Consider the following 13,993-nt stretch of genomic DNA (forward strand, 5'->3'; position numbering starts at 1 on the left):
CTGTTGGAGGACCTCAACACGGCCTGGGCCCAGCACCGCGGCGGGCAGCCGGTGCTGTTGCCGCCGTGGGGCACGTCGTTTGCCCGCTGGGCGGCGCTGCTCACCGAGTACGCGCACCGCCCCGACGTGGTGGAACAGGCCGAGGCGTGGAAGCAGGTGGCGGCGGCCCCGAACGCGCTGCCCGCGGTGCGTCCGGACGTGGACACGCTGGAAAGCGCGGGACTCCTGTCGGTGTCGCTGGATCCCGAGACCACCGCCATGCTGCTCGGCGAGGCGTCGGCGGCGTTTCACGCCGGGGTGCACGAAATCCTGTTGATCGCATTGGCTTTCGCGGTTGCGGAGTTTGTGAGCGACGACAGTGCGCCGATCGGCATCGACGTGGAAGGTCACGGCCGTCACGAGGAACTGAGCCCCGACGTCGACTTGTCCCGCACCGTCGGTTGGTTCACCACCAAATACCCGGTGTCGGTGACGGTTGGCCGGCTGGACTGGACGCAGGTGGCCGAGGGTGACGCCGCGCTGGGGGAGCTGATCAAGGACGCCAAGGAGCAACTGCGGGCCCTGCCGCACCCGTTGACCTACGGCCTGCTGCGCTATCTGAACCCCGACATCGACCTGGCCGGGCCGGATCCGCTGATCGGGTTCAACTATCTGGGGCGGCTGGACGCCACGGCGGGCGACGGCTTCGACGACTTGTGGCGGATCTCCCCGGACGGTTGGGCACTGGCCGGCGTCGCCGCGGCCGTTCCCATGCCGCTGGTGCACACCGTCGCGGTCAATGCCGGCACCGTCGACACCGGCACCGGCCCGCAGCTGTACGCCGACTGGAGATGGGCGCCGTCGGCGCTGGACCGCACACAGGTCGGCCGGCTGAGCAGCCTGTGGTTCGAGGCCCTGGCCGGTATCTGCGCGCACGTGCGCGGCGGCGGCGGCGGGCTGACACCGTCGGACATCGCGCCCGCGCGACTGACTCAGCAGCAGATCGACGAACTGCAGCGGCAATACCAGATCGCCGATGTGTTGCCGCTGACCCCGCTGCAGCAGGGTCTGCTGTTCCTGGCCGGCACCGCCCAAGGCAGCGACGACGTGTATGCGGTGCAGTTGGCGATCACGTTGAGCGGTCCGCTCGATCGTCATCGTCTGCGCAACGCGGTGCAAACGGTGGTCAACCGGCATCCGAACCTGGTGGCCAGATTCTGCGACCAGTTCGACGAGCCGGTGCAGATCATCCCCGCCGACCCCGTCGCGCCGTGGCGCTATGTCGAGCTGGACGGCGTCGACGTCGAGGACCGGGTCCAGCAGCTGTGCGCCGCCGAGCGTGCCGCGGTCTGCGATCTGGCCGGCCAGCCGGCCTTCCGGGCGGCGTTGATCCGCACCGCCCCCGATCGCCACCGGTTCGTGCTGACCAATCACCACATCGTGTCCGACGGCTGGTCCCTGCCCGTGCTGTTGCGGGAGATTTTCGCCGGCTTCAGCGGGCAGCGACTGCCCGCGCCCGGGTCCTATCGCAGCTTCCTCACCTGGCTGGCCGATCGTGACCTCGACGCTGCCCGCGCTGCGTGGAGCGACGTGCTCGCCGGCTTTGACACCCCGACGCTGGTGGGCCCTGCGCACAAGATGGGGCTGGGTACCCGGGGGGTCAAGTCGTTCCAGGCGCCCGAGGAGACCACGCGTGCGGTCAACGAGCTGGCACGGTCCTGCCACACCACCGTCAACGTGGTGCTGCAGGCCGCTTGGGCGCAGCTGCTGATGTGGCTGACCGGCCAGCACGATGTCGCCTTCGGCACCACCGTCTCGGGCCGGCCGACCGAGCTGGTCGGCGCGGACTCGATGGTCGGCCTGTTCATCAACACCGTCCCGGTGCGGGCGCGCATCACCGCGGCGACCACCACCGCCGAGCTACTCGACCAACTGCAACACGCCCACAACCACACACTCGAGCACCAGCACTTGGCGCTCAACGAGATTCACCGCATCACCGGTAAAGACCAACTGTTCGACACCATCTACGCCTACGAGAACTACCCGATCGACACCGGCGCATTGGCGGGCGAGCACGAGTTGGCCGTCACCGGCTTCACCAGCCGCGAATACAACCACTACCCGCTGACGATGCAAGCCCTGCCGGGCCACGAACTGGCCTTCCGCCTGGAATACGACACCGACGTCTTCGACGCGGCCGGCATCGAGGCGCTGGTCGGCCGGTTGCAGCGGGTGTTGGCGGCCATGACCGTCGACCCGGGGCGGCGGTTGTCGGCGATGGATCTGCTCGCCGACGGTGAGCGCGCACTGCTGAACGGCTGGGGCAACCAGGCCGCACTGGCCCGGCCGGCGACGGGCTCGTCGGTCCCCGAGTTGTTCGCCGAGCAGGTAAACCGTCATCCCGAAGCGGTGGCGATCAGCTGCCAAGGCCGCATGATGACCTATCGCGAGCTCGACGAGGCGGCTAATCGCCTGGCGCACTTGATGATTGGTCACGGCGCGGTTCCGGGTGCCTGTGTGGGGCTGTTGTTGTCGCGGTCGGTCGAGGCGGTCGTGGCGATCGTGGCGGCGCTCAAGACCGGGGCGGCGTACTTGCCGATCGACCCCGAGCACCCACGGACCCGGATCGGCTTCATGATCGAGGACGCCGCGCCTGCGGCGGTGCTCACCACTGCGGAGGTGGCCGACCGGCTCGAGGGGTTTGATGTGGCAGTCGTCGACGTCGACGATCCGCGTGTCGACGCCCAGCCGAGCACCGCGTTGCCGGCGCCCGGCCCGGACTCCGTCGCGTACCTGATCTACACCTCGGGTACCACCGGGGTGCCCAAAGGCGTTGCAGTGACGCACCGCAACGTCACCCAGCTGCTCGCCTCGCTGGATGCGGGGCTACCGGCGGCGGGCGTGTGGTCGCACGGCCACTCGCTGGCATTCGACGTGTCGGTGTGGGAGATCTTCGGCGCGCTGCTGCGCGGCGGGCGCGTGGTGGTGGTGCCCGACGAGGTGGCCGGCTCGCCAGACGACTTGTGCGCCTTGCTGACTGGTGAGCACGTCGATGTCCTCACCCAGACCCCGTCGGCCGTGCGGATGCTTTCCCCCGAGGCGTTGGACGCGGCGGCGCTGGTGACGGTCGGCGAGGCCTGCCCGGCCGAGGTGGTGGACCAATGGGCACCCGGGCGGGTGATGGTCAACGCCTACGGCCCGACCGAGACCACGATGTGCGTGGCGATCAGCGCGCCGCTGACAGTCGGCTCCGGCGTGCCGCCGATCGGGTCGCCGGTTGCCGGGGCGGCACTGTTCGTGCTCGACGCCTGGCTGCGCCCGGTGGCGGCCGGGGTGGTCGGCGAGCTGTATGTGGGCGGCGCCGGAGTGGCAGCGGGTTACGTGCGCCGGCCAGGGCTGACCGCATCCCGGTTTGTCGCCTGCCCGTTCGGCGGTGCAGCAGTATCGGGCACACGGATGTATCGCACGGGGGACTTGGTGCGCTGGCGCGCCGACGGGCAGCTGGACTACCTGGGCCGCGTCGACGAGCAGGTCAAGATCCGCGGTTATCGCATCGAGCTCGGCGAAATCCAGGCGGCGCTGGCCAAGCTGGACGGCGTGGAGCAGGCGGTGGTGATCGCCCGCGAGGACCGCCCGGGCGACAAGCGGCTGGTCGCCTACGTCACCGGCACCGCAGACCCGGTCGAGCTCCGCGCGCGGCTGGGTGAACGGTTGCCGGCCTACATGGTTCCGGCGGCGGTCGTCCCACTCGACGCAATGCCGTTGACCCCCAACGGCAAACTCGACATCCGCGCCCTGCCGGCGCCGGAATACAGCGCCGGGCGGTATCGCGCCCCGAGCAACGCGGTCGAGGAAGTGTTGGCCGGCATCTACGCCCAGGTGCTCGGGCTCGAGCGCGTCGGTGTCGACGACTCCTTCTTCGACCTTGGCGGGGACAGCATTTCGTCGATGCAAGTGGCGGCGCGGGCACGTGCCGCGGGCTTGATCTGCCGGCCGCGCGACGTTTTCGTCGAGCAGACCGTGGCCCGGCTGGCCGGGGTGGTCGCCACCGCCGATGGCGAGGGCGGCCCGGTCGACGAGGGCATCGGGCGGCTGCCTGCGACGCCAATCATGCGCTGGCTGAACAGCATTGACGGCCCGGTGGACCAGTTCAACCAGACGATGCTGGTGCAGGCCCCGGCGGGGACCACCGAAGCCGACGTCGTAGTGCTGGTGCAGGCGTTGCTGGATCGGCACGCCATGCTGCGGGCCCAAGCGGGTGACGGGTTCCTGACCGTGCCCGAGGCGGGGTCGGTCGCTGCCCGCGACTGCCTGCGCACCGTGGACGTGCTCTCCGACGAGGCGTTGATCGAGGCGCGGTCACGGCTGAATCCCGCCGACGGGGTGATGCTGCGCGCGCTGTGGGTGAGCTCGACCAGTCGGCTCGCGCTGGTCGTTCACCACCTGGCCGTCGATGCGGTGTCGTGGCGAATCGTGTTGGAGGACCTCAACATTGCGTGGGCCCAGCACCGTGGCGGGCAGCCGGTAGCGTTGCCGGCGTGGGGAACCTCGTTCGCCCGCTGGGCATCGCTGCTCACCGAGTATGCGCACCGGCCCGACGTGGTGGAGCAAGCCGATGCCTGGAAGCAGGTGGCGGCGGCCCCGAGCGCACTGCCCGCGGTCAGACCGGACGTCGACACCTACGAGAGCGCCGGACATTTGTCGCTGTCGGTCGATGCCGACACCACCGAGATGCTGCTCGACGATGTGTCGGCGGCGTTTCACGCCGGCGTGCATGAAATCCTTTTGATCGCACTGGCTTTGGCGGTGGCGGAATTCGTCGGCAACGGCAGCGCGCCGATCGGCATCGATGTGGAAGGCCACGGGCGTCACGAAGAGCTGGGCGCCGACGTCGACCTATCGCGCACGGTGGGGTGGTTCACCACCAAATACCCGGTGTCGCTAACGGTCGGCGGGCTGTCCTGGGCCCAGGTCGCGGCCGGTGAGACGGCACTGGGGGCACTGATCAAGGACGCCAAAGAGCAGCTTCGCGCCCTGCCACACCCGTTGAGCTATGGCGTGCTTCGCTATCTGAACGACGACGTCGACCTGGACGGGTCGGATCCGCCGATCGGGTTCAACTACCTGGGCCGCCTGAACTCCGCCGGCGACATGGTCGGGGAGAGCTGGCTGCCCTGCCAGGACGCGTTGTCGTCCATCGGCGCCAGCGCGGCGATACCGATGCCGTTGGCCCACACCGTGGAGCTCAACGCCGGCACGCTCGACACCGATGGCGGCCCCCGGCTGCACGCCGACTGGCGTTGGGCGCCTTCGGCTCTCGACCAGGAAGCGATCGGCGAACTCAGCGGCCTGTGGCTGCAGGCCCTGGATGGCATCTGCGCCCATGTGCGAGCCGGCGGCGGCGGGCTGACCCCGTCGGACGTCGCACCGGCGCCGGTAACCCAGCAGCAGATCGACCTGCTGCAGCGGCAATACGACATCGCCGACCTGTTGCCGCTGACCCCGGTGCAGCACGGCCTGCTCTTCCACGCGAGCACCGGGCACCACAGCGACGACGACGTCTACGCGCTGCAGCTGGATTTCACCATCGTCGGCCCGCTCGACCCGCACCGGCTGCACGAGTCCCTGCAAACGGTGGTCAACCGGCATCCCAACCTGGTTGCGCGATTCTGCGACGAGTTCGACGAGCCGGTGCAGGTCATCCCCGCGAATCCCGTTGCGCCGTGGCGCTATGTCGAGCTGGACGGCGGCGATGTCGAGGACAATATGGACCAGCTGCGCGCCGCCGAGCGCGCCGCGGTATGCGAAGTGCACGGCGGTCCGGTGTTCCGGGCGGCGCTGGTCCGCACCGCAGAAGATCGGCACCGGTTCGTGCTGACCAATCACCACATCGTGCTCGACGGCTGGTCGATACAGATCCTGCTGCGGGAGATGTTCGTTTGCTACTACGGCCAGCCGCTGCCTGCACCCGCGCCGTATCGCAGCTTCCTTACCTGGCTGGCCGGCCGTGACCTCGACGCCGCGCGCGCCGCATGGCGTGACGTGTTCGCCGACTTCGACACCCCCACACTGGTCGGGCCCGCGCAACGGTTGGAGCTGGGCACTCGGGGCGTCAAGTCGTTCCAGATCGCCGAGGACACCACGCGGGCCGTCAGCGAGCTGGCACGCTCCTGCCACACCACCGTCAACGTCGTGCTGCAAGCAGCATGGGCGCAACTGCTCTGCTCGCTGACGGGTCAGCACGACGTCGCCTTCGGCACCACGGTCGCGGGCCGGCCCGCCGATGTCGCCGGTGCGGAGTCGATGGTGGGCCTGTTCATCAACACGGTGCCGGTACGGGCCCGCATCACCGGGACAACCAGCGCCGCCGACCTGCTGGACCAACTGCAACGCGCCCACAACCACACGATCGACCACGAGCACCTGGCGCTCAGCGAGATCCACCGGGTCACCGGCCAGGAGCAGATGTTCGACACCCTGCTGGGCTACGAAAACTACCCCCTGGACGCGGCCGCGCTGTCCGGGGACTACGAACTGGCCGTCACCGAGATCACCAGCCGCGACTACAACCACTATCCGATCGCGATCCGGGCCATGCCGGGCCGCGAACTCGGGCTGCGCGTCCAATTCGACACCGACGTGTTCGACCCGAACAGCATCGAGGCGTTGCTCGGTCGGTTGCAGCGAGTGTTGGTGGCTATGACCGAGAACCCCACGCGGGCACTGTCGTTGATGGATCTGCTCGACGCCGACGAGCACGCCCGGTTGGACGGCTGGGGTAACCGGGCGGTGCTGACTCGGCCCGCGACCGGAGCGTCGGTTCCTGAGCTGTTTGCCGCCCAGGTGGCGCGCACCCCGGACACGGTGGCGCTGTGCTGCGAAGGCCGCACGATGACCTACCGCGAGCTCGACGAGGCCGCGAACCGCTTGGCGCACTTGTTGACCGAGCAGGGTGCGGGCCCGGGACAGCGTGTGGCACTGCTGTTTTCCCGGTCGGCCGAGGCGATCGTGGCGATGCTGGCGGTGCTCAAGACCGGCGCGGCGTACCTGCCGATCGACCCGGCGCTGCCCGCGGCGCGGATCGGGTTCATGCTCGGCGACGCCGCGCCGAACGCCGCGGTCACCACCGCCGAGCTCGCCGGGCGACTCGACGGCGCAGACATGGCGGTCATCGACGTCGCCGACGCTCGAATCCAGACCTATCCGACCACCGCTCCGCCGACGCCGGCTCCCGACGACATCGCCTACGTCATCTACACCTCGGGCACCACCGGTGTGCCCAAAGGCGTTGCAATTACCCATCACAACGTCACGCAGCTGATGGCGGCACTGGATGCGAGCATGACCGCGCCGGGACCGGCGAAGGTTTCGACGCAGTGGCACTCCTACGTTTTCGACGCCTCGGTCCGGGAAATCTGGGGTGCGCTGCTGCACGGCGGACGACTTATCGTGGTGCCCGAGTCGGTGACACGCTCGCCGGACGACTTCCACGATCTGCTGGTCACCGAACACGTCGACGTCGTCAGCCAAACCCCGTCTGCGGTGGCGGTGCTGTCGCCCGAGGGCTTGGGATCGGCGGCATTGCTGGTCGGCGGCGAGGCCTGCCCGGCCGAGCTAGTCGACCGGTGGGCGCCCGGGCGGGTGATGATCAATGCCTACGGTCCCACCGAGACCACGGTGGACGTGACCGTCAGTGCGCCGCTGACGCCGGGCTCGGGTACGCCCCCGATCGGCTCACCGGTGCCGGAGGCCGCGTTGTTCGTACTCGACGGGTGGTTGCGGCCGGTGCCGACCGGTATCGTCGGCGAGTTGTACGTGGCCGGCCGCGGAGTCGCGTGCGGCTATCTGGACCGAACGGGCTTGACCGCATCGCGGTTCGTGGCCTGCCCGTTCGGAAGCCCCGGAACACGGATGTATCGCACCGGCGATCTGGTGCGCTGGCGCGACGACGGCCAGCTGGACTATCTGGGCCGCGCCGACGAGCAGGTCAAGATCCGCGGGTACCGCATCGAACTCGGCGAAATCCAAGTGGCACTGGCCAATTGCGACGGTGTGGAGCAGGCGGCGGTGATCGCCCGCGAAGACCGCCCCGGCGACAAGCGCCTGGTGGGTTATGTGACCGGGACGGCAGACCCGGTCGTGCTGCGCGGCCAGCTGGCCGACCGGTTGCCCGACTACATGGTCCCTGCCGCGGTGGTGGCGCTTGAGCAGCTGCCGCGGACGGTCAACGGCAAACTCGACATTCGCGCGTTGCCGGCGCCGGAGTATCTGGACACCGATCGTCACCGCGCCCCGGCCAACGCGGTCGAGGAGATCTTGGCGAGCATTTACGGTCGGGTCCTGGGTGTCGAGCACGTCGGCGTGGACCAGTCGTTCTTCGACCTGGGCGGGGATTCGCTGTCCGCGATGCGGATGGTCGCCACGATCAACTCCAGCCTGAACGTCCGCCTGTCGGTGCGCACGGTGTTCGAGGCGCCGACGATCGCCGAGTTGGCGCTGCGGATCGGTGGCGACGAGGGCCGGCTCGAGCCGTTGGTGGCGGTGGAGCGCCCGGCGGTGATTCCGTTGTCGTACGCGCAGAGCCGGTTGTGGTTCCTGGACCAGTTGCACGGGCCGTCCCCGGTGTACAACATGTCGGCCGCCTTGCGGCTGCGCGGGCCGCTGGATGCCGATGCATTCGGCGCGGCGCTCGCCGACGTGGTGGGCCGCCACGAAACCCTGCGCACGCGGTTCGCGGCGCCCGACGGGATACCTCAGCAGCTGGTGGTGCCCGCCGAGCAAATCGACCTGGACTGGCAGGTCATCGATGCCGGCGGCTGGCCGGCGGACCGGCTGAGTGAGGCCATGGAAGCCGCGGCGCGTCACCCGTTTGATTTGGCAACCGAGATCCCGTTCGTGGCAAGGCTTTTCCGTATCGCCGAACACGAGCACGTGCTGGTGGCCGTCGTGCACCACATCGCCGCCGACGGCTGGTCGATCACTCCGCTGGTGCGTGACCTCGGCGTGGCCTATGCCAGCCGGCGGGCGGGACGGGCGCCCGCGTGGGCGCCGCTGCCCGTGCAGTACGCCGACTACACGCTGTGGCAGCGCGCGCAGTTCGGTGATCTCGACGACACCGACGGCCCGCTGGCCGCGCAGCTGGCCTACTGGGAGGACACTCTGGCCGGGATGCCTGAGCAGCTGCAGCTGCCGACCGATCGGCCTTACCCGCCGGTTGCCGATCAGCGCGGCGCGATCGCGCTGGTGGACTGGCCGGCCGAGCTTCAGCAGCGGGTGCGTGCGGTGGCCCGCGAGCACAATGCGACCAGCTTCATGGTCATCCAGGCCGCCTTTGCGGCGCTGCTGTCGAAGATCTGCGCCACCAGTGATGTGGCCGTCGGGTTCCCGATCGCCGGGCGGCGCGACGCGGCGCTCGACGACTTGGTGGGCTTTTTCGTCAACACCTTGGTGCTGCGTGTCGACCTGACCGGCGATCCGACCGTCGCCGAACTGCTGGCCCGGGTGAGGCGGCGCAGCCTGGCCGCCTACGAGCATCAGGACGTGCCTTTCGAGGCGCTTGTCGAGCGGCTCAACCCGACCCGAAGCCTTACCCATCATCCGCTGGTCCAGGTGTCGTTGGCCTGGCAGAACCTGCCCTGGCATGCCGGTGGCGCCGACGCCGGGCTGGCGCTGGGTGACCTGGAGGTCACGCCGCTGCCGACGAACGCCGACACCGCGCGGATGGACCTGACGTTCTCTCTGGCCGAACGCTGGACCGACGCCGGTGAGCCGGCCGGGATCAGCGGGGCGGTCGAATTTCGCACCGACGTGTTCGACGCGGCCAGCATCGAGTCGCTGATCTGGCGGTTCGAGCGGGTGTTGGCGGCGATGACCGCCGATCCGGGGCGGCGGTTGTCGTCGGTGGATCTGGTCGACGAGACCGAGCAGACCCGGCTGCACGGCTGGGGTAACCGGGCGGTGCTCTCCCAGCCTGCGACTGCCGTGTCGGTCCCGGAGTTGTTCGCCGCGCAGGTGACCCGCGCGCCGGAGGCGGTGGCGATCAGCGGCGCGGGTGGCACGATGACCTATCGCGAACTCGACGAGGCGTCAAACCGCTTGGTGCACTTGCTGATTGGGCAGGGTATCGGTCCGGCTGCATGCGTCGGATTGATGTTCACCCGGTCGGTCGAGGCGATCGTGGCAATCCTGGCGGTACTGAAGAGCGGGGCTGCCTATCTGCCGATCGACCCGGTGATGCCGGCGGCCCGGATCGGGTTCATGCTCGACGACGCCGCACCTGCCGTGGTGATCACCACGGCCGATCTGGCCGGCCGGCTCGACGGGTTCGACGTGACGGTCGTCGACGTCAACGACGTTGGCGCCCAACCGAATACGGCACTGCCGCTGCCGGATCCCGACGCCATCGCCTACCTGATCTACACCTCGGGTACCACTGGGGTGCCCAAAGGCGTCGCCATCAGCCACCGCAACGTCACCCAGCTACTGGGATCCCTGGATGCCGGCCTGCCGGCGGCGGGAGTGTGGTCGCACTCGCACTCGCTGGCGTTCGACGTGTCGGTGTGGGAGATCTTCGGTGCGCTGCTGCGCGGTGGCCGGGTGGTGGTGGTGCCCGAGTCGGTGGTGGCTTCGCCTGAGGACTTCCACGACCTGCTGGTCACCGAACGGGTCAGCATGCTGACCCAAACCCCGTCGGCGGTCAAAGCCCTTGCCCCGGAGGGGTTGGAGTCGGTGGCGCTGGCGACGGTCGGTGAGGCGTGTCCGGCCGAGGTGGTGGACCGTTGGGCGCCGGGGCGGGTGATGGTCAACGCCTACGGCCCGACCGAGACCACGATGTGCGTGGCGATCAGCGCGCCGCTGGCAGCGGGATCCGGCGCGCCGCCGATCGGCTCGCCGGTGCCCGGGGCGGCGTTGTTCGTCCTCGACGGGTCGTTGCGGCCGGCGCCGGCCGGCGTGGTCGGCGAGTTGTACGTGGCCGGCCGCGGCATCTCGTATGGCTATGTCGGCCGCGCCGGATTGACCGGGTCGCGGTTTGTGGCCTGCCCGTTCGGCGAGTCCGGCTCCCGGATGTATCGCACCGGGGACTTGGTGCGCTGGCGCGCCGACGGGCAGCTGGATTATCTGGGCCGGGCCGACGAGCAGGTCAAGGTCCGCGGGTATCGCATCGAGCTCGGTGAAATCCAGGCCGCCCTAACCGCTTTGGACGGGGTCGAGCAGGCGGTGGTGATCGCCCGCGAGGACCGCGCCGGCGACAAGCGTCTGGTGGGCTATGTGACCGGCACCGCCGACACTGCCGGGCTGCGCACTCAACTGGCCGAGCGGCTGCCGGCCTACATGGTGCCGGCCGCCGTCGTCGCACTCGACGCAATGCCGTTGACACCCAACGGCAAACTCGACACCCGCGCCCTGCCCGCGCCGGAATACCTCGACGGCGAGCATTACCGGCCCCCGTCCAACGCCATCGAGGAAATTGTGGCCGGCATTTACGCCGAGGCGCTCGGACTCGAACGCGTGGGCGTCGACGACTCGTTCTTCGACCTGGGTGGGGACTCGATGTCCGCGGTGCGGGTGATCGCCGCGATCAACAAAGCCTTCGACATTCACCTCACCGTGCGTGCCCTGTTCGACGCGCCGTCCGTGAGCACCCTGAGCCGGGTGCTGGTGCGCAAGCCCAAGGCCAACGGGCCCAGCTTTGCCTCCGTGCACGGCTCCGCGAACGTCACCGAGGTGCACGCCCGCGACCTGACGCTGGACAAGTTCATCGACGCCGCCACGCTGGCCGCTGCCCCCGCGCTGCCCGGCCCCAGCCCCGAGGTGCGGACGGTCCTGCTGACCGGGGCGACCGGTTTCCTGGGCCGCTACCTGGCCCTGGAATGGCTCGAGCGCATGGAGTTGGTCGACGGCACGCTGATCTGCCTGGTCCGGGCTAAATCTGATGAAGATGCGAGGGCTCGACTCGACAAGACCTTCGGCTGCGGCGACCCTCAAGGCGACCCCGAGCTGCTGCTGCACTACCAGGAACTGGCCGAGGACCATCTGGAAGTCATCGCCGGCGACAAGGACGAGGCCGACCTCGGCCTGGACGAGCGCACCTGGCAGCGGCTGGCCGACACCGTCGATCTGATCGTCGACCCCGCGGCACTGGTCAGCGGTGTCCTGCCGTATAGCGAGCTGTTCGGGCCCAACGTCGTGGGCACCGCCGAGCTGATCCGGCTCGCGCTGACCACGAAGATGAAGCCGTACACGTACGTGTCGACCGCCAACGTGGGCGACCAGATCGAGCCCGGCAAGTTCACCGAGGACGCCGACATCCGGGTCGTCAGCCCCACCCGCACCATCGACGACACGCGCGCCAACGGGTACGGCAACAGCAAGTGGGCCGGCGAGGTGCTGCTGCGGGAGGCCAACGATCTGTGCGGGCTGCCGGTCGCGGTGTTCCGCTGCGACATGATCCTGGCCGACCCCACCTACGCCGGTCAGCTCAACGTCGCCGACCTGTTCAGCCGGATGGCGCTGAGCCTGGTCGCCACCGGCATCGCGCCCACCTCGTTCTACCGGCTCGACGCCGACGGCAACCGGCAACGCGCGCACTTCGACGGGCTGCCCGTCGGGTTCGTCGCCGAGGCGATCGCCACCCTGGGCGCCCAGGTGTTCGACGGCTTCGAGACCTACCACGTGATGAACCCGCACGACGACGGGATCGGGCTCGACGAGTACGTCGACTGGCTGATCGAAGCCGGTTACCCGATCGAGCGCGTCGCCGACTTCGGGGAGTGGTTGCGGCGCTTCGAGACCGCTCTGCGAAACCTGCCCGAACGGCAGCGCGAGCACTCGGTGCTGCAGATGGTGCAGTCCGTGGTGCGCAATTCCACGGACGTGCAGCCGCCGGAGCCGACCAACGGTCCGCTGGCTCCCGCCGACCGGTTCCGCGCCGCCGTGCAAGAAGCGAAAGTCGGTCCTGACAACGACATTCCGCACGTTTCCGCGCCCGTCATCGTCAAATACGTCACCGACTTGCAACTGCTCGGATTGATCTGACCAAGGAGGATGCAGCGTGAGCGAGACGCAGACACGGACCCTGCCGCGCGTCATGCGCGCGGAGCACATCGGGCAGGATCTGCTGCGATGGCTCACCGACAACCGTGAGACCTGGGAACCGGCGTTGCGCGACAGCGGTGCCCTGCTGTTTCGCGGCTTCGGGGTGGACAGCCCCGAGGCACTGCGCAGCTGCATCGAGGCGACCTCCACGGAGTGGGCCAGCTACCGCGAGCGTGCCACCCCCAGGACTGCGGTCGGGGATAACATCTTCACCTCGACGGAGTATCCGCCCAAAGAAGTTATCCCGTTGCACAACGAGAACTCCCACTGCACGTCGTGGCCGCAGAAGCTGTACTTCTGCTGCGTGACACCGGCCGACACGGGCGGGGAGACGCCGCTCGCGGACTGCCGCGAGGTGCTTGCCGCGATTCCGGCGGCAATCCGCGACGAGTTCGCCGAGCGCGGGTGGCGGTACCGACGGCACTTCGGGCTACTCGGGTTCAGTTGGCAGGACGTGTTCGGGTCGGGCGACCGGGATCAGGTGGAGGCCTACTGCCGGGAAAACGCGATGGACGTCGAATGGGGCGCCGACGATTCGCTGACGGTTACCTACCTACGCCCGGCGATCCACGAACACCCCACCACGGGAGAACCGGTGTGGTTCAACCACGGGTTGTTCTTCAACCCGTTCTCGCTGGATCCCGAGATACGCGAGGTGCTCATCGATTCCGTCGGCGTGGAAGGCCTGCCCTACAACACGACCTACGGCGACGGGGAGACCGTGCCCGAATCAGTGCTGCAGGAAATCGCCCAGGCATACCGCGCCCACACCCGAACTTTCCCCTGGCAGCAGGGCGATTTGTTGTTCGTCGACAACATGCTCGTCGCGCACGGGCGCAGGCCGTTCACCGGGAACCGGCGCATCCTGGTCGGGATGGCCGACCCCTGGCCGCCCGACGCCGTGTCTGCGTAAAGC

2 protein-coding genes are annotated in these 13,993 nt (G+C 69.0%); both read left to right on the plus strand.

Annotated elements, in window-relative coordinates; genetic code table 11:
- Positions 1–13,017: non-ribosomal peptide synthetase (locus AWB95_RS20330; protein ID WP_085168572.1), on the plus strand; the 13,017-nt coding region annotated here is incomplete at its 5' end.
- A 16-nt stretch (positions 13,018–13,033) separates the two neighbouring features.
- Positions 13,034–13,990, plus strand: a complete 957-nt coding sequence (locus AWB95_RS20335; protein ID WP_084707051.1) for a TauD/TfdA family dioxygenase — start codon at positions 13,034–13,036, stop codon at positions 13,988–13,990.
- Positions 13,991–13,993 lie beyond the last annotated feature (3 nt).

The sequence above is a fragment of the Mycobacterium celatum genome (assembly GCF_002101595.1).
GTDB classification, from domain to species: domain Bacteria; phylum Actinomycetota; class Actinomycetes; order Mycobacteriales; family Mycobacteriaceae; genus Mycobacterium; species Mycobacterium celatum.